Here is a 20240-nt window from a genome sequence, read left to right on the forward strand (position 1 = left end):
GATGGCCACGTCGACCAGCACCGAACCCGGCTTCATCGAGGCGACCATCGCCGCCGAGACCAGTTTTGGCGCGGGACGACCGGGGATCAGCGCCGTGGTGATGACGATGTCGGCGGCACGCGCCTCCTCGTCGTACATCGAGGCCGTCGCCGCTTCCTGCTCGGCGGTCATCTCCTTGGCGTAGCCGTCCGCGGACTTCTCCGCCTCGAAGTCGACGTGCACGAACTCGGCGCCCATCGACTCGACCTGCTCCGCGACCTCGGGACGCACGTCGAAGGCGCGCACGATGGCACCCATGGCGGACGCGGCGCCGATCGCGGCGAGCCCGGCAACGCCGGCGCCGACGACGAAGACGCGCGCGGGCGGGATCTTGCCCGCCGCGGTTACCTGACCGGTGAACATCCGGCCGAACTCATGAGCAGCCTCGACGACGGCGCGGTAGCCGGCGACATTGGCCATTGACGACAACACGTCCATCGACTGGGCGCGCGAAATGCGCGGCACCGCATCCATGGCGAGCGCGGTGATGCCCGCGTTCCGCAACTTCTCAACCAGCTCGGGGTTGCGCGCCGGCGCCATCATCGAGATGAGGACGGCGCCTCGACGCATCGTGGCGATCTCGTTGTCGGTCGGAGCATTGACCTTGACGACCACGTCGGCCGCCCACACCTCGTCGGCAGATCCGATCCGCGCACCAGCATCGGTAAAGGCCGCATCGGGTTGCTCCGCGTGCTCGCCGCCGCCGGCTTCGACGACAACGTCGTAGCCGAGTTGCTGCAGCTGCGCCACCGTCTTCGCGGTGGCCGCCACGAGGGTTTCGCCTGGTTTCGATTCCCGGGGGACGCCGATCAGCATGTCACTGCCTCTCGCGCATCGCACACGACTCCGACATTCATGTTGCTTCCTTTGCTGACTTCGTTGTCATAAAGGCGTCGCCCGGCACGTGCGGTGATCGTCGGCGGTGCTGTACCGCAATCGACGTTCGTTGCCAAGCGACACGCTGCGCGGAGTCAGTCGACTGCCGCGCGGGTCACAAACTGGGGATGAACATAACACGCACGCCTGCTTGCTCTAGCATGCAGTGGGGCACCGCAGGCTTCTACGGAGGTCAGCCGGCATCGGGCGCGCCGGGACCGGCTTGGGTTCCTTGCTCCGTTTGCCCCGGGCTGCTCGGCGCACCATTTGCGCCGTTAGATGGTGCGGCGGTGGGGTCGGCCGCGCTGCCAGCGGTTTCCGGGGCGACCGGCGAAGGCTGCCAGGGCGGTACCGGACCGGCTCCGCTGTTCGTCGGGGTGGAATCGGGATCGGCCGGGGTGCGGCCATTGGCTCCACTGTGCTCCCATGGAGGGGTGGACTCGGTGTCTGCCCGGTTCCACGGAGTGGTGTTGGCCGGGTGGGACCCCGTTGAATCAGCCTGCGGCGGCGTGGTCGCCGCGTCGGGTGCCGCGGGTACTACAGGCGCGGCGGGTGCGGGCGCCGGCGGTGCGGACACGGCATCGGGTACCGCGGGCGCGGCTGGTGCGGACGCGGCTGGTGCGGGCGCAGATGCGACGCGGATGCCCGGCTGCGCACTGCGCCCGGAGTCGGCACTGGTCGTGCTGTTGCCGGGCACACCGACGACGTCGGGATCGGTGACCGGCATGGTCACCCCGAGCGCCCGGTACAACGAGACCTGCAGCGCGCGCGGCGTCGGCACCTCCTGGCCGAACACGGTGCTCGCCTGCCCGGGCATCTGGCGGGGGACCAGCCAGTTGAGCAGTTCGTCGAATTCGTTGGGCACCGGAAGCCCGACATCGCGCAGCATCATGCCCCACGGATTTCCACCATCGAGGACGACGAAGGTGGTGTGGCCGCGCTTTTCCGCACTCACGACGGTGAAATCGTCGGCGTTGTCGTACATGTTGCCGTGGACGTAGAAGCCCGGCAGGAAGTAGAAGAACCAGCTGACCGGCTGCGCCAGCGGGTTGGCCATCCCACACGTGGTGTCGCCGATAATGCAGACCGAGGTGACTTCGATGTCGCCGGTGTCAGCGGTGTTCCGCTCACCGTTGGTGTAGAGCCCGGGGATGAAGCTGGGCATCACGACCTCGGCTCCCGTCTTCGGGAAGCGGGGGTCGGCACCGATGATGACGCTGGTGAGCCCATCGCGACCGGGATTCTTCTGATGCAACAGGTAGGCGGCGTTCATGACTGGCGACGTGCTCTGCGAGAACCCGTTGAGGACGATTCGGCCGTCATGCCGATCGGCTTCGGCCACCAGGTTCGCCGCGCCGACGGCGGCCGAGTCGTTGTAAGTGCCCTGGCCGACGACGGGGACGAGGAGGCCAAGGGCGCGGAACCCGAACGCGGCCGGATAGTCGACGACGATGATCCGGCCGTTCGCCACCGAGGCGTCGCCGAACCAGCCCACCCCGGCGGTCCGGGCGATCTGGTCGGCCCCGTCGCGATCGCCGGTCCCGGGCAGCATCAGAATCGTCGCATCACCGATATCCGGGATGAATGCCGGCCGCGCCGCCGCAGCCGCGGCCGGCGCGGCGAGAACCATGGCAGTCGTCGCCGCGATAGCCGCCCAGTAGCCTATCCATTTTCCCACACGCGGAGTGTAGCCGCGCCAACCGACGGCCGCCGTTTGTTAACCGTTTACCGCGGCCCGCGCCGCCGCAGCATGCCGCCCGGCACGGCGGCCGAAGTAAGAGCCTTCGCCGAGCTGGGTGCCGCTCGCATAGCCTTTCCCGTCCTGCGCGAGGTTCGCGGCACAGGCGCCGGCGGCGTAGAGACCGGGAATCGCCGCGCCGGCCACGTCAAGCACCTCGCCGTCGACACTGGTCGCCATCCCGCCGATGGTGAATCCGGCATACACCGCTTTGCCCAGCGACATGTCGAACGCGGCCCACGGACCGGTGTCCTGCGCCGCGAGGAACTCCACGCCCTTGTGGAAGTCCGGATCCTCCCCCTTGGCGGCGTATTCGTTGTACCGACTCAGCGTCGCGACTAGGTTTCCGGCCGGGATGCCGAGATCCTGCTCCATCTCCTCGACCGTCTCCCACCCGTCGATGAACGGCGCGAGTGGCATCTCCGGTCGTTGCAGGTGCGCCTCGTCGACGATGAGAAAGGCGGCTGAATCCGGCTGGTCCATCACGAAGCCCGACGTGCGTGAGTGATAGCTGTCCTCGGTGACGAATCGCTTGCCGTCCTTGTTGACGATGATCCCGGTGAGCAGGATCGACGGCGGGTAGACCGGGGCGGTGACGAAGGCGGAGTCCATGTGTTTGAGAGCGGCCCCCACCGATGCGCCCATCCTGATGCCCAGCCCGTCGTCGTACGTACTGCCGAGGACGAAGGGCTTCTCGGCCATCTGCGGGACGTGCTCGGCAACCATCTCGGGGTTCATCACGAAGCCGCCGGCGGCAATGATGACCGAGCCGGCCCGGATGTATCCCTCGCCGTCGGTGGTCTTCCACCGCACCCCGACGACGCGGTCCGCGTCGACGACGAGGTTGCGCGCGCCGGTTTCGTACCGCACCTCGACCCCGAGTCGTTCCAACTCGGTCTGCAGGAGGTCGATGACCATCGATGCGCCGCCGGTATCGCCGGGTTTGGGCACTTTGTGTCCGCGTGGCGCTGGTGTGGCCATGTCTTTGAACGGCCACACCTTCTCGTTGCCGGTGAACATCAAGCCCTCGGTGTTGGGCTGGATTACGGCCTTACCCGGGAAGTAGGAGCGCTCGAAGTTCAGCCCGAGGGCTTCGAGCCAGTTGAAGTGTTCGACGCTGTCGACGCAGTACGCGTGGATCTTCGCCGGTTCGGGGTCCGGCGACACCGCGGTGAGGTACTTCTCCATCTCCTGCGCGGAGTCCTCGTGCCCGGTCGCCTGCTGCACCGCGGTGCCGCCGCCGAGGTAGAAGTGGCCGCCGGCCATGCGGGTCGTCCCGCCGGCGTCCGCGCCCCGCTCGAGGACGAGAACCCTCGCGCCGGCGCGCGCGGCGTCGACGGCGGCGCACCCGCCCGCGATGCCGAAGCCGACGACCAGCACGTCGACGTCGTCGGTGAACTCGGTGACTGCGCCGGCGTCGACGACGGCGGGCAGGGCGGTGCCCTTGGCCTCGGTGATACTCATGCCGACAGCGTACTGCACCAACTAGAACGTGTTCTAGTTGTTGGTGTTGCGCTCAGCGCCCGAGGTAGTTGTCCATCGCGCGTTCGGCCAGTGCCGCAATCGTCAGCGCGGGGTTGGCTGTTGCGGTGCTACCCGGCACTGCGGCGCCATCGACGACGAGCAGGTCGTCGTATCCGTGGACCCGACCGTAGCCGTCGGTGACCGCACCGAGCACCGCGCCGCCGAGGGGATGCGCGGTGAAGCTCGCACTCGCCGCGCGTCCGATGAAGTCGTATTCCATGTTCGACTCGGCCCGTTTGGCGATCAGGTGGTTAACGGAGTGCGCCGCTTCCCGCGCCCGGTCGTTTCCGTTCCTCGGCCAGTGCAGCGTCACCTGGCCGCCAGGGCCGGCCCGGAACCGGCCGCGCGTCGGATCCATGACCATGCCCAACGAGGCGAGAGTCGCGGTTTCGACGGGAAGGCCGGGGACGAACCAGCTCTCCAATACGACTGGCATCCCGTGCGCCGTGGTCCGGATGAGGCTCGCACAGGGCGCGCCCTGCCCCGTCGCGGGGATTCCGGTCGCACCGCGGGCGAGCGCCACATCGCCGTTCGTGCCCCATCCGCGGCCCACGTGGCCGTTGAGCCGGCGCAGCGATCCCGACGCCTTGGCGCGCACCAACAGCTCGGAAGTGCCCACCGAACCCGCCGCAAGGACCAGCCGGTCGGCGGTCAGCGTCCGGCGGCGCAACACCTCTCCCGTCGGGGCGATCTTCTGCACCGAAACCACGTAGCGCTTGCCATCGTGCCCGATGGACCTCACCTCGTGCCCGGGGTAGACCCGCGCCCGGCCCGTGGCCCGGGCCACCCTCAGGTAGTTCTGATTCAGGTCGAACTTCGCACCGTTGGAGTTGCCCAGGTTGCTCCGCCCGGCGGTCGCCGACCGGCGGCTGCGTCCGGCGAGCTCGTCGCGCAGCACCGACCACTTGAAGATCGAGTCGACCGGCGTCGGGCGGTAGCCGGCGGCGCGGGCCTGACGGTCCCACTCCCGCGAATGGGCGAACGGTGCCGAGTTGTAGATGTCCCGGGGCATGGCGTTCAAGCGCAGCCGGCGCTGTACACGGGGGTAGTAGCGCGAAACCATCTCGCCGTAGTCGACCGTTCCGCGGAACACCTGGTCAAATAGCTCGCGCGGCGGAACCGGCATCGCGCCGGTGAAAATGATCGAGCCGCCGCCGACCGCCGCCGCCCGCCACACGTCGATGTTCGGATAGGACGTGCAGTCGAGCACACCACCGAAGTAGCTGAACGACATCGGCACCTGGGTCACGCCGGTGAAACTGGTGCGGTGCCAGAACCCCCGACCGTCGGGCAGGTCGTCGCCGGTGAAGATCTCCCGGAACGGGTCGTTGGGCCACTGCGAACCACGCTCGAGGACTGTCGTCTGGATGCCGGCCTGGGCCAAGCGCTGCGCGGCGACCGCCCCGCCGAATCCCGAGCCGATGACGAGGGCACTCTGGTGCGCCGGCGGGTCGGGCAGCGGCCGGAAGATCTCCGGGACCCACGACTTGAACGCAGCGGTCCACCCCGGATCGGCCTGCGCGCGCGCCGCCGGCAGCAGGGCAGAACCGGACGCGCCGACCGCGGTCGCGACCCCCATCAGGGTCAGGAATTCTCGGCGATCCACCAGTCTGGTCCTTGCTCAATCTCGGTCGGCAAACAAACGCCTATAGTACCTCAGCACCCCTGTGCGGCCCCGCACGGTCCCCTTCGTCACATTGCCCCACGATCACACCTTTAGTAGTCTGAATCTGAAAGGCATCCGCCGGGCGACGTCGCCCAATGGAAGCGTGATGCCAGCGTCGGCCGACCTGAAGACTCGTTGGTTGTGCCGACCGGGCCCGCAACGGTGACCCGACAGCAACGTCTTTCGCACGACGAGAAGGAGGGCGCATGACGACGGCCCCCGCCACCCCGGTCTACCGGGACCCTAGGCGCTACCTGTGGCTCCTCAGCCTCGGGGCGCCGCTCTGCGCGGTCTTCACCTCGACGCTCGTCAGCCTCACCCAGATCAAGGCGTTCTGGTGGATCGGCGTTCTCGTTTTCTTCGTCATCATTCCGCTCGTGGACTGGGCGTCGGGTGTCGACGGTATCAACCCGCCGGACTGGGCCTACCGCCAGTTGTCCAACGACAAGTTCTACCGCTGGTGCACCTTCCTGTTCCTGCCCCTGAACTTCATCGCCTTCGTCATCGCCGCATATTTGTGGGGCGACGGCGCACTCAGCATCGTCGACAAGGTCGGTCTGGCGATGACCATCGGCCTGTTCAGCGGGTTGGGGATCAACGCCGCCCATGAGCTCGGCCACCGCAGCGATAGGCTCGAAAGATGGCTGGCCAAGCTTGCTCTCACGCAGAGCGCCTACGGCCACTTCGTCGTCGAGCACAACCGCGGGCACCACGCCCGCGTCGCGACGCCCGAGGACCCGGCCAGTTCACGGCTGGGCGAGCGGCTGTACGAGTTCATTCCGCGCAGCATCATCTTTAGCCTGGCCTCAGGATGGTGCTTGGAGGCTACCCGGCTGCGCCGTCGCGGCCACCGGGTTATCTCGTGGCGCAATGAGATCCTGCAGGCTTGGACGATGACGGTCGCACTGTTCGGCGCCGTCACCGCTCTGTTCGGCATCGGAATCCTCCCCTACCTGTTTCTGCAGGCCGCGGTTGCAATTTTCATCCTCGAAACCGTGAACTATATCGAGCACTACGGGCTGCGCCGCGCGACGCGCGACGACGGCCGATACGAGGCGATCCGGCCCGAGCACAGCTGGAACAGCGACCAGCGCGTGAGCAACCTGCTGATGTTCCAGTTGCAGCGCCACAGTGACCACCACGCGCACCCGGGCCGGCGATACCAAACCCTGCGCACCCTCGATGAGGCGCCAAAGCTCCCGGCTGGATACGCCTCGATGATGCTCTTGGCCATGTCACCGCTCTGGATGCACGTCATGGGTCCCCGGCTCGTGAAGTTCTACGACGGAGACGTCACCCGAGCCAACATCTCACCTCGGCGCCGGACGAAGATCCTCACCCGGTTCGGCACCCCGGCGAGCGCTGACCTCGGCGAAGGAGTCCGCTCGGCGCAGGCCGGGTGATCGCCGGTCACGGTCATCTCGCCAGGCGCGCGATCGCTGCCATGGCCTCGTCGATCTTGACTCGCGCGGCATCGTCGCCTTCGCCCGCCGCAGCGAGCACGCAGTGGGTCATATGGTCGTTCAGCAGGCCGAGACTGACAGCGTGCAAGGCCTTGGTCATCGCCGAGACCTGGGTGAGGATATCGATGCAGTAGGCGTCTTCGTCGACCATCCGCTGCAGGCCGCGCGCCTGCCCTTCGATGCGGCGCAGGCGTTTCAAATAGTCATCCTTGGCGCCGATATAGCCGTGCCGGTGGCTGTCGTCGCCGTGCTGGCAATCAGACTCGACAGCGATGTGGTCGGCCTGCTCGGACATCGGCAGCTCCAGTCTCAGTAGTGATACCCCCCGATGGTATCCGTCGAGCTCACTCTGCGCGCCGGCGAACCGCCTCGGCCAGCCTTCCGATGGCCGTCGCCAGTTCCACGAGGGCAGCTGCGACCTCGTCATCGGCTTCGGCGTCCGAGCCGGACCGCGCGGCGATCGCCTCACCGACGGGCCTCGGCCCGGAATCACCGATGGGCCTCGGCCGGGGATTGCCGCCGGCCGGCCGCTCCGCGGCGACGTCGACGTCGACGTCGAGCGGCCCGGAGCCGAATGTGCGCATGCCCGCGACCGCGACTTTGAGCGTCGCGGCCGACGACTCGACCCCGTTGCGCGCAGCCTCGACGCGCGCACCGGGCATCCGCACATCGGGCGAATCGATTGACCCCGAAGGTACCGGGGAGTGCCCGGATTGGACGGGCGCACCGTAGTAGTGCATGCCGCCGTGCGTGGCGAACAGCAGACACGGCGAGCCCGCACGGTTGTTCATCGGGCAGGGCTCCCGATCGAGTAGACGGTGAATGGCCCGGTTGTTCCAGATGAGCCAGGTCCGCCGGTCACGCCGCGGGTGCACGCTCGCATCGGTGGCGTGCTCACCCAGGTGACCATCGGAAAGGCGGCAGGTCAGCAGCCACTCGCCGTCGGTCGCCAAGCCGAGGGCGTGGCGCTCGGACTCCGTGCAAATGGCCGTCGACCAGCACGCACCTGTCATTTCCGTCACCTTTCAGCCCGAGGATCGGTCAGCTCACGCCTCGGGGAACTCTCCGAGGATACGGCGTGAACGACTACAGGGCGAGACCCGGACCCGCAAAGGCCGCCGCCGGTACCGGTTCGCCGGCCGGCGAGAGAACGAAGGTCGCCGAACGCGCCTGATCGTCGTCCGCTTCGGGGTGGTCGGCACGACTGTGCGCGCCGCGCGACTCGGTCCGGGCCAGCGCGGCCGCGCACACGCCCGCTGCCACCAGGGTCAGCGCCGCATCCTCCTGGTCGGTCCGCGTGCGCAGGGGCACGACGGGCGCCTCGCGGAGTGCGGCCGCCACCCTCCGGAGGCCGGCGGCGGTCCGGTGCAGCCCGACGTGGTGGCTCATCAACTCCTGCAACATGCACCGGGGCAGGACCCGCTGCGCCTGCGGGATGATCGGTGCGACGTCCGCTACCGACGGGACACCGCGGCGACCGATCGCCTCATCGGCCGCCCGTGCGCCCATCACAAGCCCCTCCAAGAGACTGTTCGACGCCAATCGGTTGGCGCCGTGCAAGCCCGTGCGGGCCGCCTCGCCCGCGGCCAGCAGCCCGGGCACCGTGGTCCGGCCCGACTCGTCGGTGACGATCCCGCCGCACAGATAGTGGGCGCCGGGAACCACTGGGATCTGGCCGGCGGTGACCTCCACACCGGCCGCGGCAATACCTGCGGACACCGTCGGGAAGCGGCCTTCGAAGTCGGGCATCCCGCTGATGTCCAGGTACACGCAGTCAGCACCCGTTCGCTCGATAGCAGCCGCAACCGCCCGGGCCACGACGTCACGCGGAGCCAGATCGCCCATCGGGTGAATGCCCGCCATTACCGCCGTGCCATCGGCGGCGACGAGCCGGGCACCCTCACCGCGCAATGCCTCGCTGACAAGCGAGCGGCGGCCGCGCGCCCCGGCGACATACAGCATCGTGGGATGAAACTGGATGAACTCGAGGTCGGCGACCGCGGCACCGGCCCGCAGGGCGAGCGCGATGCCGTCCCCGGTGGCCCCGGCCGGATTGGTGGTCGCAGAGTAGAGATGCCCGGCTCCCCCGGTCGCCAGGAGGACCGTCGGTGCGTTGATGACGCCGCGCCGACAGGATCCGCCCACCTCGATGAGATATGCCACCCCCGCCACCGATCCCCCGCCCATCATGATCGCGGTCGCCGTGGCGTTGTTGAGACATTCGAGATCGTTACTTGCTGCGATCGCCTCGACCGTGGCCCGTTCGAGGCTGCGCTGCACCTGGGCTCCGGTCGCATCGCCGCCGGCATGAATGATCCGCCGTACGCTGTGCCCGCCTTCCCGGGTGCGCAGCAATCGCCCACCGGCATCTCGGTCGAATACCGCTCCGTCGGCGAGGAGGGCCGATACCGCGGTCCAGCCGGCGCCGACGATCGCCTCGGTCGGCCCGACGGCCACCAGCCCGGCTCCAGCGGTCATGGTGTCGGCGACGTGCAACGCAACCGAATCCTCGGGATTGTCGGGGAGCACGACGGCGATTCCGCCCTGCGCGTAGAACGTGGCCGTCGAGCGCTCGACGTCGCCGGCCTCCGCCCCGCTGCCCTTGTTGAGCACAATGACCTTCAGCCCCGCACGCGCGGCCCGCAACGCCGCCGTCAGACCGGCGACGCCGGCCCCGACTACGACGAGATCAGCACGGTTCATGGCCGACTCCTCCGAGTTTTCGACTATCAATCGAAAACCTTACGCCTGGCCACCCACGGCCGGCGCCGCCAGCAGCTCAGCGGAGGAAGTCGGCGGCCCGCTCGCCCCACTCGGCGAGCGCCGCCGGGTCGTCCGCGACGACGAGTTCGGCATTCGGCAAGACCTGCGCCAAGGCCTCACCCGAGGACACCGGGTGGGTTCCGTCACCCGTCCAACTCAGCACCAAAACAGGCAGGTCGAGACGCGCCACCTCCGCTCGAGACGGAAAGTCCGACTGCGCCGAACCCCGGAACACTGCAGGCAGGTAAGCCGCCCGAACCCGGATCGGCGTGATGAAGCGGCGAGCATTCACCAATGCCGGCGAACCGGGCGCATCAATGCTCAGCGCCGCCAGCGCGGCCACCCCCTCGTCCTCCACCAGTTGCGCCGAGGCCAACCGCACACCATTCGCGGCCGCGCGGGTCTCCCAGCACGTCGGCGGCGTGGTGAGCACCAGCCGCCGAAAGCGCTGCGGGTCGGCGACGGCCGCGCACAGAATCGTCGCGGTCCCCATCGACGAGCCGATCGCGTCAACCCGCGCCGGCCCGATCGGCGGTTCCACGACATCGAGCAGGCCCAGTAGATCCTGCGCCAACTCCGGCCACGTGTATTCGACCGGGTCGGCGCCGCCGGTCGAACGACCATGCCCCCGCGCGTCATAGCGCAACAGCCGGTGGCGCCCCGAAACCGGCCGCCAGTCGAACTGCCCGGCACGCTCCTGGGTGTAGGCCGCCGAAGTCATCCCATGTGCCCAGAGCACGGGCGAACCCACTCCCGTAGAGGTGTAGGCCAATCGGGCTCCGCGCACTTGCGCATACTGAAATGCCGGTGTCATGGGGCGCAGCCTACGGCTCGGCACTGGGATTCATGGGCCTCGCCTCGTAGAATGACCTCCGATGGGCACTCGAAAAGACGACGCCGGCCGGAGCGGGACGGCAGCGGGCACGGCCGGCAAGCGGCGCGCCGCGCTGCCGCCGGTCTCAGGGCTGCACGAACTGCGGCGCACCGCCGCCGCCGGGCTCGTCGGCGCCACCGGCGTCGGCCGGTTCCTGCTCCACACCGCCACCGATGCGGTACAACTGCGGCCCCCGACCAAGCGCGGCATCGCGCGTGAGGTCCGCACCACTTTCGAGCAACTCGGCCCCACCTACGTCAAGCTCGGTCAGCTCATCGCATCGAGCCCCGGCGTCTTCACCGAAGAACTCTCCGCCGAATTCGAATCGCTCCTCGACCGGGTCGCCCCAGCCGATCCGAAGGCCATCACCGAACTCTTCATCGACGAGTTCGGGGTCAGTCCGAACGAGGTGTTTGCCACCTTCGACGCAAACCCCATCGCGTCGGCCTCGATCGCCCAAGTGCACACCGCAACGCTGCACGACGGCCGGGAGGTCGTCGTCAAGATCCAGCGGCCGGGCATCGCCAGTCGCCTCGCCCCCGACGTCGCCATTCTCGAACGGGCAGCCGGGCTGGTCGAGCTCAGTGAGTACGGCCGCATGCTTTCGGCCCGCCACATCGTCGAGGACTTCGCCAACGGCCTCGACGAGGAACTCGACTTCCGCAACGAGGCAGCCGCGATGCGGGAGTGGTATCAGTGCCTGCAACCCAGCAAATTTGGCAGCCAGGTACGGGTGCCCACGGTGTACGACGAGTTCACCACCCCCCGCGTCCTCACAATGGAACGCATCTACGCGACCCGGATCGACGACGCCGCGGCCGTCGCCTCGGCCGGCCACGACGGTGTCGCACTGTGCCGGACCCTGTTCCTGTCCCTGCTGGAGTCGGCCTTTCACGGTGGTCTCTTCCACGGCGACCTGCACGCCGGCAACGTACAGGTCGACGCCGACGGCAAGCTGGTACTCCTCGACTTCGGTATCGTCGGCCGATTCACACCGCGCACCCGCCGCATCCTGCGCCAACTCGTCGTCGACCTCATCGTCCGCAAAGACTACGAATCGGCGGGACGTGCGATCTTCCTGCTCGGTGCGGTCCACAAGCCCGGGTCGACGGCCCGGGGCGCCGCCGACATCAAGCAGGTGGCGACGCCGTTGACCAGTATCGAGTTCGGCGAGATGTCCTATACCGACCTCGGGCGCCAGATGGCCGCCGTAGCCAAAGCCCACGATGCCCGGTTGCCGCGTGAGCTAATCCTCGTCGGCAAGCAGTTGCTCTACGTCGAGAAGTACATCAAATTGCTCGCCCCGCGGTGGACGGCCATGGCTGACCCGGAGGTCTTCGGATACATGTCGTCGATCATGAAAGAGGCCGAACGAGACCGACGCGCGGGCAACACTGGCAGCTGAGGCCTACTCCGGGCAGGGTTGCCGATAAGGTGGTCGCCATGAAACGCATCGTCCTGAGCGCGCTCGCCTTCCTCGGCTTTGCCTGTCTGACCGCGGCCATCGGAACGAAGCTGTTCCTTGTTCCGCAGCTGCGCGTGGTCCCGCTCGACTTGGACATCACGTCAGTCGCCACGACCGTGTCACCCGACAACCAGGCGGGCAACCGGTTCCCGGCAACGCTCTTCGACCGCTGCTCCCTGCGCGCGAAGCACGCCCGCACCTTCGACGCCCACCTGACCCAACAGCGCCGCTCGATGGTCATCGAACCGTCGGACCGGCGTCAGGCCACCATCCAGTCCGCCCAGACGGTGCGAATCGACCGAATTCGTGAGGCCGACGGCAAGGAAGTCGAACCGACGATGGCCAAGGCCGGCGAGCCGCGCCAATGCACTGATGCGCTGCTGACCGCGAGCATCGACCGGGTATCGGTGAATCGCAAGACGTCGGTGCCCAACGGTGCGGTCAACTCCATCCAGACCGAGGCCGCACCGGCAGGCACCGACCCGAAGTCCGTGTCCGTGGAAGCCAAGCGGCAGGGCTTCCAGTACAAGTTCGGCTTCGATGTGAAGAAGCGCGAATACCTCTACTACGACCTGAACACCCGGCAGGACACCCGCGCGCGCTTCGTCGACGAAAAGGTCCTCAACGGCGTGAAGGTCTACCAGTTCGTGACCGAGGTGCCCGAGACCGACCTGGCCGACTTGGAGACACCGCAGGGCGAGGCCGCACTGGGGACGATGGTGTCGATGCCGGCCCAGTGGTGGGGCATCAAGGGCAAAGGCGTGAAGCCGACCGAGACGCTCACGATGCACCGATATGCGCGGTCGACCCGGCACGTGTGGGTCGAGCCACAGACGGGCACCATCGTCGACGGCCGGGAAGACCAGTACCAGTACTTCAAATTCCCGGATCAGAGCGAAGAAACACCCGCCCCGGTTCGCGAATTCGAAATGCCGTCCCTGAAAGCCACGTTCCAGTGGAGCGAGGAGACGGTCAATGCGCAGACGACCCGCGCGTCGCACTACATGAAGGAACTTCGGTTCGGTCAAACGGTGCTTCCGCTGATCCTCGGCGGGGCCGGGATCGTGTTTCTGCTCATGTGGGCGGGCGGCCTGTTCCTTGCCCGTCGCACCGGTGACGACGAGCCCAAACCCACCGGCGATGACGCCGCGGCCGCCGAGGCTCACAATGTCACCCTCGCCGAGCCCATGGCCCAGCCCATCGAGTCCGGTTGGGGCTACGACTCGCCTTGGCGCGAGGGGGACCCAGCCGCGCCGACCACTCTTGAGCCGACGTTCCCGCCGGCATCCGAGGCAGCCACCGATCCCGGGGCGGCGCCGGGTGATCAGCACTGGCACTACAACGAGCAGGGGCGCTACATCGCCGACCCGGACCAGCGCGACGACCTCCGGTAGGACCGCAGGCCACCTCCGGTAGGACCGCAGGCCAAGTGCTGGTAGTCCGCTAGCCACCACGGCTTCCTCAAGCGCCGTCACGCCATGTCGTCGCGCAATACGGCCTGCCAGGGTCGCGCGACGCGGCCTGATTGGGCATCCCGGACGCGCCTCCGTGCTCGCCGCAATCGCGATGACGGCTGACGACGAGGGGACGCTGTCAGGCCTCCAGCGCCGACGAGGAGATTCCATCGGGGTGTGCGAACGGGAGCGATGCCCAGCGCAAACCCTCGTAGGCAACCTGGGCATCCGAGTATGCCGGACAACGTCACGAGCACCCCGCTGCCTGACGACGTCCGGTGCGAGCCATGCGCGAACACGGGCCCCACCAGGATTCCGGGCGCTAGAACGACGACGCCAAAACGACGACGGGGCCACCGGCAGTTGCCGGTGGCCCCGTCGGCCGATCATGTTGTTGGGACTAGCTGCTGCCCATGCTGCCCATACTGCTCGCAGGGCCCGTCACCGGGGTGCTGTTGGGGGCGAAGAACGACGGGCGGTAGGTCGAGTACCACGACTCCTTGAAGCGGCGCTGCCAGTAGTCCCACCAGTGTCCGCCGTCGGGCGAGATGTGGGTGGTCAGTCGCACTCCGACAGTCCTGAGCCGGGTGATGTACATCTGGCTGCTGATGGACGCGGCGGCTTCGAGCGGGACCATCTGAACGAAGCGTATCGGGTCGAAATTCGGGCTGCCCGGATTGATCGCCGTGTCGTACTTGCTCGTCAACCCAGTGCCCGAAGACACGTACACCCACTTGCCGGCCAGGTTTCCGGCGGAGAGGAAGGGATCGTTCGCGAACCACTCGCCAGCGGGGAATGTGCCCCACATGTTGGACGGGTTACCGCCGACCTCGGCGACCGACGCCTGGATGCCCTGGGTGAAGCCCGGCATCGTCACGGTGGGATAGCCACTGTAGGACGCAACCGACTTGTAGAACTCGGGGTGCCGCGAGGCGAGGTTCAATGCCGAGGTGCCCGACATCGACAGCCCGCCGATGGCGTTGCGCCGATTGTCCGACTGATACTTGGTCTTCATGTATCGCGGGAGTTCCTTGGTCAGGAAGGTCTCCCAGCGGTTGAGCCCAAGCTTGGGGTCGCGCTGCTCCCAGTTGGTGTAGAAGCTGCCCGCACCGCCGAACGGCAGCACCAGGTTGACGCCCTTGCCGCGCATGAAGCTCGCAACATCGGTGTTGATCAACCAGCCGGTGTTGTTGGCGGGGGCGCGAAGGCCGTCCAGCAGGTAGATGGTCGGGGCGTTCGGCCGGTTGGCCGGCACGACGTAGACCGGGATCGACCGGTGCATGGCGGGCGAGTACACGCGATCGGTGGCCGCCCGAGCCTCGGCAGATGGAGCCGAGACGGCCGTAGCCAGGCCCGCGCCAACCATCAGCGTCATGGCACCGGCGATGAGCCGCGTACGGGATCGAGTCAACATTCGTTGTAGTCCTTTGATTGGACAGCCTGCGTACCTGTGGGTAGGCCGGGCTGCTTCGTCTTCTGGAATTGTCTGGACGCCACATCGACACTGATGGGATTCCGGTCGCCCACGAGTGTAACGGCTCGATAACGACCGAGCAAAAGGTCCCGCGGGGAAGACCGGCAAACCCGGCGTACACAATGCATTCGCCAACCGTATGACGTGCACATATGCGCAAGACATCGGATTTGTCACAATGTAGGCACACACTTCACGAGAGTCGACTCGAGCACCACCGACCCCAGGTTGGAGACCTGGCATCGGTGGCGGGCGCTCCGTGCGGTTGGATCTACGTCGAACCACGTCCGGGAACCGTCCGGGTGTAACACCGTCAGGAGCAGCGGATATGAAAAACGTCGGAGTGATCGGTGGCGGCACGATGGGGGCCGGGATCGCCGAGGTCGTGGCCCGCGCCGGGTCGAGCGTGCGGATCGTCGAACGGGACGAGGCCATTGCGGGCGCCCAGCAACGCATCGAAAAGAGCCTGGCGCGCGCGGTGAAGGCCCGCCGGCTGTCCGACGACGACGCCAAGGCCACGCTGGGGCGGATCACGATCACCTCCGACCTCTCGACTTTCGCCGACGCCGAGCTGGTCATCGAGGCAATGCCCGAGATCGAGGCGCTCAAGGTCGAGTACTTCACCAAGCTCGACGAGATCGTCTCCCCCGACGCGATCCTGGCGACCAACACCTCGTCGATCCCGGTCATCCGACTGGCCAACGCCACAAAGCACCCCGAGCGGGTCCTCGGCATGCATTTCTTCAACCCGGTACCGATCATGTCGCTGGTCGAGATCGTGACGACCCTCAAGGCCGACCGGGCCGTCGTCGACAAAGTCACCGCCTATGCCCGCGACACCCTCGGCAAGAAGACCATCGAGTCGAAGGACGCCGCCGGTTTCATCGTCAACGCGCTACTGATCCCCTACCTGCTGGGCTCGATCCGTATGTATGAGACCGGGTTCGCCAGCGCCGAGGACATCGATGACGGCATGGTCGCCGGCTGCGGTTATCCGATGGGGCCGCTGCGGCTGTGCGACACCGTGGGCCTGGATATCTGTCTGGCGGTTGCCGAGTCGCTCTACGCCGAGTTCAGCGAACCCCACTACGCTCCGCCGGTACTCCTGCGCCGGATGGTCGACGCGGGCTACCTCGGCCGCAAGAGCGGCCGAGGCTTCTACCAGTACTGAGCCGCCCCGCCCGCACCCGCCGAGTGGGCACCCCCTGGGGCCGCCGAGTGGGCACCCCCAACCCACCCAGTGGGCACCTCCTGGCCGCCCAGGGGGCACCCGCCTACCGCGTCACCCGGTGCGCGAACTCGATGGACGACGCCAATGCCCGCTGACCCGCCGGCGTTCCGAGTTCGAATTGAAACTCATGGCCGAGTTGCTCGGGCGTCGACGTGTCGAAGATGAGTGTCGAGACAGCGACGCCCTGCTCGCGCAGCGCCGCGGCAAGCGGAATGCTCTGCGTAGCGGTCAGCGGATCGGCATTGCCCGCGCCGATCCACGTCGGCGGGAACCCCGGGGTGAGGTGGCGGATCGTCGACATCTGGTCCAGCGCGGGTGACGGCACCGCGCGCGAACCCGAGTAGGCCCACAGAGTGTTGTTGACGCCCCAACCAAGGATGCGGGTCGCCATACCGCTCGGGTGACTCATCGCCTCGTTGAGCTGGCGAATCGCCAGCGGGTAGTGGCGCTGGGGCGCGAGCGAGTAGTTGAGGGAGACGACGGTGAATCCAGCGCCCGCCAAACGGCTCAAATAGTGCGCCGGATCGGCCTTGTCCCCGGACACCCAGCCGCCACCGTGAATCCACACGATGGTGGGCGCAGGCCCGTCGGCCGAGTTGGCCCGATAGATGTCGAACAGCGTGTCTCGCGCCGCCGCGCCGACCAACGGCGATCCCGTCCGCAGATAGGAGATATCGCGCCTGATCCACACATTCGGGTCCGCGAACTGGGCATTTCGGGCGCGCCTGGCCGACGCTCCGTCATCGAAGACCCGCCGGGTCAGCAACGCCCCCGGTGTGGGAGTCACGTGCAGCACGAATACGGCCGCCGCTAGCAGGAACACTGCCAGGCTCGCGCTCCACCACAGCGATTCACTGGTCACCACCCGGCGCATCTCCCCAGCATGCCCGACGCCCGGTTCCCGGCACCGCACATCCACTACGCTCATCGGTTATGGGTTCGCAGAAGGATTTTGCCGCCGACGCCATCGTCGTCGGGTCCGGCCTGGCCGGTCTCGTCGCCACCTACGAGTTGTCGAAGGCGGGTAAGAAGGTCCTCGTCGTCGATCAGGAGAATCGGAACAACCTTGGCGGGCAGGCGTTCTGGTCGCTTGGCGGATTGTTCATGGTCGATACGCCCGAGCAGCGCCGCCTCGGTATCCACGACTCCGAGGAGCTCGCCCTCGCCGACTGGATGGGCTCGGCCGGGTTCGATCGCGACGACGAGGACTACTGGGGCCGCCAGTGGGCGCGCGCCTATGTTCGTTTTGCCGCCACCGAGAAGCGCGACTACCTGCACCGCCTGGGACTGCGGATCACCCCGATCGTCGGCTGGGCCGAACGCGGCGGCGGCTTCGCCGACGGACACGGCAACTCGGTTCCGCGCTTCCACCTGACCTGGGGGACCGGCCCGGAGGTCGTGCGCGTCTTCGCCGAGCCGGTGATCGGCGCCGAGCAGCGCGGCCTGGTGCAGTTCGCGTTCCGCCACCGCGTCGACGAACTGATCGTCGACGACGGTGCGGTCGTCGGCGTGCGCGGCGCGATGCTGGCACCCACGACTGCCGAGCGCGGTATCGCAACGTCACGAGAAGTGGTGGGAGACTTCGAGTTCCACGCCCCCAAGGTCATTGTCACCAGCGGCGGCATCGGCCACAACCACGAGTTGGTTCGCGCGAACTGGCCCGTCGACCGGCTCGGCCCGGTACCCGAGCACATGATCGCCGGCGTGCCCGCCTACGTCGACGGCCGGATGCTGGGCATCGCCGAGCAGGCCGGGGCGAACCTGGTCAACCGGGATCGCATGTGGCACTACACCGAGGGCATCCACGACTGGGATCCGATCTGGCCCGACCACGCGATCCGAATCATCCCCGGACCGTCTTCGCTGTGGCTCGACGCCAACGGCGAGCGGCTGGACCCGCCGAACTTCCCCGGCTTCGATACGAATTCGACGATGAAAGCAATCCTCGCCACCGGCCACGACTACTCGTGGTTCATCCTGACGCAGTCCATCATCGAAAAGGAGTTCGCGTTGTCGGGCTCCGAGCAGAACCCCGACATCACCGAGAAGAACCTGAAGGTCACCGCGAAGAGCCGGCTGGCCAAGGGGGCGCCCGAACCGATCAAGAAGTTCCTCGAACACGGTGAGGACTTCGTGACCGCGGACAACCTCGCCGACCTGGTCGCGAAGATGAATGCGATCAGCCGGGGGCCGAAGCTGGACCTGACGCAGGTCGAGCGGGTGGTGTCCGCCCGCGATTCGCAGATCGACAACAAGTTCTCCAAAGACGCCCAGATGATGGCGATCACCAACGCGCGCCAGTACCTGGGCGACAAGATCGTTCGCGTCGCCAAGCCGCACAAACTCACCGACCCCAACCACGGACCGATGATCGCGGTGCGCCTGAACATCCTGACCCGCAAGACGCTCGGCGGGATCCAGACGAACCTGGATTCGCAGGTGGTCGGCCCCGACGGCAAGCCCGTCGACGGGTTGTACGCCGCGGGCGAGGTCGCCGGTTTCGGCGGCGGCGGCGTGCACGGCTACAACGCGCTGGAGGGGACCTTCCTGGGTGGATGCATCTTCTCCGGCCGCAATGCCGGCCGGGCGGGCGCGCGCAACGACTGAGCAGGGCGGCCTTCGATTCACTAACCTGGAGGAATCATGGCCAGTTCGCAGCTCATCATCACCCGCAAGCACCCGCATGCGTTCTTCCTCGTCCTGACACTTGCCGACGACGCCGATATCGAGCAGGTGCGCGAGGTCGTCGCCGGATTCTCCGGCACCGTGCGATCGGTGTCGTCGCGGGCCCCCGAGGCGAACCTGGTCGGCATCCTCGGCATCGGATCCGGCGCCTGGGACCGCCTGTTTCGCGGCCCGCGACCGGCGCTGCTGCACCCGTTCATCGAACTCGACGGCCCGCACACCGCGCCGTCGACGCCCGGCGACCTGCTCATTCACCTCAAATCCGATTCCGCCGGGCTCTGCTACGAGGCGGCCACCAAGGTCGTCGACGACTTCGGCGCCAACGCGACCGTCGTCGACGAGGTGCACGGCTTTCGCTACTTCGATCTGCGCGATCTCATCGGCTTCGTCGACGGCACCGAGAACCCCGTCGGCCAAGCGGCGATCGACGCGATCACCGTCGCCGATGACGATCCATCATTGCAGGGCGGCAGCTACGTCGCCGTGCAGCGCTACGTTCACGACCTGCCCGAGTGGACGTCCCTGACCACCGAGGAGCAGGAAGCGGCGATCGGGCGCACCAAGGCGGACAACATCGAGATGGACGACGAGACCAAGCCGTCGAACTCGCACATCGCGCTCAACGTCATCACCGACGATGACGGCGACGAGCTCTCCATTCTGCGCGACAACATGCCGTACGGTCGCGCCGACGGCGAGCGCGGCACCTTCTTCATCGCCTACTCGGCGTCACCGAGAACCACCGAACGGATGCTGGCGAACATGTTCCTCGGTGACCCGCCGGGCAACACCGACCGCCTGCTCGACTTCACCACGGCCGTGACCGGTAGTCAGTATTTCGCGCCACCGGGCGACTTCCTCGACGATCCCCCGTTGGCCCCGGGTACCGCCGGGGCGGCGGCACCCGAACCGCCGACCACCACCGATGGATCGCTGCACATCGGATCGTTGCGCTAACCCACCACCCATCCGCTCGACGAGGAGGACA

The 20240-nt window shown here is 67.5% G+C and carries 16 protein-coding genes; 6 read left to right on the top strand and 10 right to left on the bottom strand.

Translation table 11 applies throughout. From position 1 onward, the window contains the following. The 4 genes from B4M62_RS01085 to B4M62_RS01100 all read right to left on the bottom strand — a co-directional run. A partial coding sequence (locus B4M62_RS01085) for a Re/Si-specific NAD(P)(+) transhydrogenase subunit alpha (RefSeq protein WP_290703881.1) occupies positions 1 to 855 on the bottom strand: 855 nt, incomplete at its 3' end. Between the two features lie 253 nt (positions 856 to 1108). Beyond that, complete coding sequence (locus B4M62_RS01090; RefSeq protein WP_290703884.1) at positions 1109 to 2593, bottom strand: hypothetical protein; 1485 nt, start codon at positions 2591 to 2593, stop codon at positions 1109 to 1111. Positions 2594 to 2632: 39 nt separating this feature from the next. Next, on the bottom strand, positions 2633 to 4117 hold the full coding sequence (locus B4M62_RS01095) for an FAD-binding protein (protein ID WP_290703887.1): 1485 nt from the start codon (positions 4115 to 4117) through the stop codon (positions 2633 to 2635). A 52-nt stretch (positions 4118 to 4169) separates the two neighbouring features. Beyond that, a complete protein-coding gene (locus B4M62_RS01100) occupies positions 4170 to 5756 on the bottom strand; it encodes a GMC oxidoreductase (RefSeq protein ID WP_290704138.1) in 1587 nt (528 codons plus the stop codon). Between the two features lie 293 nt (positions 5757 to 6049). On the opposite strand from B4M62_RS01100, the gene B4M62_RS01105 reads away from it, so the two are divergent. After that, positions 6050 to 7246, top strand: coding sequence for an alkane 1-monooxygenase (locus B4M62_RS01105; protein WP_290703890.1), 1197 nt, complete (start codon positions 6050 to 6052; stop codon positions 7244 to 7246). A gap of 13 nt (positions 7247 to 7259) precedes the next feature. On the opposite strand, the gene B4M62_RS01110 is transcribed toward B4M62_RS01105, so the two are convergent. From B4M62_RS01110 to B4M62_RS01125, 4 genes are all read right to left on the bottom strand, one after another. Continuing rightward, positions 7260 to 7601, bottom strand: a complete 342-nt coding sequence (locus tag B4M62_RS01110; RefSeq protein WP_290703893.1) for a metal-sensitive transcriptional regulator — start codon at positions 7599 to 7601, stop codon at positions 7260 to 7262. A gap of 49 nt (positions 7602 to 7650) precedes the next feature. After that, positions 7651 to 8319 (bottom strand): hypothetical protein, encoded by a 669-nt coding sequence (locus B4M62_RS01115; RefSeq protein WP_290703896.1) that lies wholly within the window; start codon positions 8317 to 8319, stop codon positions 7651 to 7653. A 73-nt stretch (positions 8320 to 8392) separates the two neighbouring features. Continuing rightward, positions 8393 to 10009 carry an L-aspartate oxidase gene (gene nadB, locus B4M62_RS01120; protein WP_290703898.1) on the bottom strand — a complete coding sequence of 539 codons (1617 nt, stop codon included), beginning with the start codon at positions 10007 to 10009 and terminating at the stop codon, positions 8393 to 8395. Positions 10010 to 10085: 76 nt separating this feature from the next. After that, the gene (locus B4M62_RS01125) at positions 10086 to 10883 is read right to left on the bottom strand and encodes an alpha/beta fold hydrolase (RefSeq protein ID WP_290703901.1); all 798 of its coding nucleotides are present in this window, start codon (positions 10881 to 10883) and stop codon (positions 10086 to 10088) included. 61 nt (positions 10884 to 10944) lie between these two features. Between B4M62_RS01125 and B4M62_RS01130 the strand changes: the two genes are divergently transcribed. Further along, on the top strand, positions 10945 to 12348 hold the full coding sequence (locus tag B4M62_RS01130; protein WP_290703904.1) for an ABC1 kinase family protein: 1404 nt from the start codon (positions 10945 to 10947) through the stop codon (positions 12346 to 12348). 38 nt (positions 12349 to 12386) lie between these two features. Further along, positions 12387 to 13802, top strand: coding sequence for a DUF3068 domain-containing protein (locus B4M62_RS01135; RefSeq protein ID WP_290703907.1), 1416 nt, complete (start codon positions 12387 to 12389; stop codon positions 13800 to 13802). A 460-nt stretch (positions 13803 to 14262) separates the two neighbouring features. Here B4M62_RS01135 and B4M62_RS01140 read toward each other — a convergent pair whose 3' ends face one another. Then, positions 14263 to 15276, bottom strand: coding sequence for an alpha/beta hydrolase (locus B4M62_RS01140; protein WP_290703909.1), 1014 nt, complete (start codon positions 15274 to 15276; stop codon positions 14263 to 14265). A 388-nt stretch (positions 15277 to 15664) separates the two neighbouring features. Between B4M62_RS01140 and B4M62_RS01145 the strand changes: the two genes are divergently transcribed. Beyond that, positions 15665 to 16507 carry a 3-hydroxybutyryl-CoA dehydrogenase gene (locus B4M62_RS01145; protein WP_290703912.1) on the top strand — a complete coding sequence of 281 codons (843 nt, stop codon included), beginning with the start codon at positions 15665 to 15667 and terminating at the stop codon, positions 16505 to 16507. A 103-nt stretch (positions 16508 to 16610) separates the two neighbouring features. Here the strand turns inward: B4M62_RS01145 and B4M62_RS01150 are convergent, their stop codons facing one another. Then, positions 16611 to 17495, bottom strand: coding sequence for an alpha/beta hydrolase (locus B4M62_RS01150; RefSeq protein WP_290703915.1), 885 nt, complete (start codon positions 17493 to 17495; stop codon positions 16611 to 16613). A 5-nt stretch (positions 17496 to 17500) separates the two neighbouring features. Between B4M62_RS01150 and B4M62_RS01155 the strand changes: the two genes are divergently transcribed. Further along, positions 17501 to 19174 carry an FAD-binding dehydrogenase gene (locus B4M62_RS01155; protein ID WP_290703918.1) on the top strand — a complete coding sequence of 558 codons (1674 nt, stop codon included), beginning with the start codon at positions 17501 to 17503 and terminating at the stop codon, positions 19172 to 19174. A 36-nt stretch (positions 19175 to 19210) separates the two neighbouring features. Beyond that, on the top strand, positions 19211 to 20209 hold the full coding sequence (locus tag B4M62_RS01160; RefSeq protein ID WP_290703921.1) for a Dyp-type peroxidase: 999 nt from the start codon (positions 19211 to 19213) through the stop codon (positions 20207 to 20209). The last annotated feature ends 31 nt before the right edge of the window (positions 20210 to 20240 follow it).

This window comes from Gordonia sp. UBA5067 (assembly GCF_002414845.1).
GTDB classification, from domain to species: domain Bacteria; phylum Actinomycetota; class Actinomycetes; order Mycobacteriales; family Mycobacteriaceae; genus Gordonia; species Gordonia defluvii.

Bases quoted from the DNA above. Each gene is read 5' to 3' on its own strand.
- B4M62_RS01095 (WP_290703887.1), bottom strand. From the start codon at position 4,117: ATGAGTATCACCGAGGCCAAGGGCACCGCCCTGCCCGCCGTCGTCGAC.
- B4M62_RS01100 (WP_290704138.1), bottom strand. From the start codon at position 5,756: ATGGGGGTCGCGACCGCGGTCGGCGCGTCCGGTTCTGCCCTGCTGCCG.
- B4M62_RS01105 (WP_290703890.1), top strand. From the start codon at position 6,050: ATGACGACGGCCCCCGCCACCCCGGTCTACCGGGACCCTAGGCGCTAC.
- B4M62_RS01110 (WP_290703893.1), bottom strand. From the start codon at position 7,601: ATGTCCGAGCAGGCCGACCACATCGCTGTCGAGTCTGATTGCCAGCAC.
- B4M62_RS01115 (WP_290703896.1), bottom strand. From the start codon at position 8,319: ATGACAGGTGCGTGCTGGTCGACGGCCATTTGCACGGAGTCCGAGCGC.
- nadB (WP_290703898.1), bottom strand. From the start codon at position 10,009: ATGAACCGTGCTGATCTCGTCGTAGTCGGGGCCGGCGTCGCCGGTCTG.
- B4M62_RS01125 (WP_290703901.1), bottom strand. From the start codon at position 10,883: ATGACACCGGCATTTCAGTATGCGCAAGTGCGCGGAGCCCGATTGGCC.
- B4M62_RS01130 (WP_290703904.1), top strand. From the start codon at position 10,945: ATGGGCACTCGAAAAGACGACGCCGGCCGGAGCGGGACGGCAGCGGGC.
- B4M62_RS01135 (WP_290703907.1), top strand. From the start codon at position 12,387: ATGAAACGCATCGTCCTGAGCGCGCTCGCCTTCCTCGGCTTTGCCTGT.
- B4M62_RS01140 (WP_290703909.1), bottom strand. From the start codon at position 15,276: ATGTTGACTCGATCCCGTACGCGGCTCATCGCCGGTGCCATGACGCTG.
- B4M62_RS01145 (WP_290703912.1), top strand. From the start codon at position 15,665: ATGAAAAACGTCGGAGTGATCGGTGGCGGCACGATGGGGGCCGGGATC.
- B4M62_RS01150 (WP_290703915.1), bottom strand. From the start codon at position 17,495: ATGAGCGTAGTGGATGTGCGGTGCCGGGAACCGGGCGTCGGGCATGCT.
- B4M62_RS01155 (WP_290703918.1), top strand. From the start codon at position 17,501: ATGGGTTCGCAGAAGGATTTTGCCGCCGACGCCATCGTCGTCGGGTCC.
- B4M62_RS01160 (WP_290703921.1), top strand. From the start codon at position 19,211: ATGGCCAGTTCGCAGCTCATCATCACCCGCAAGCACCCGCATGCGTTC.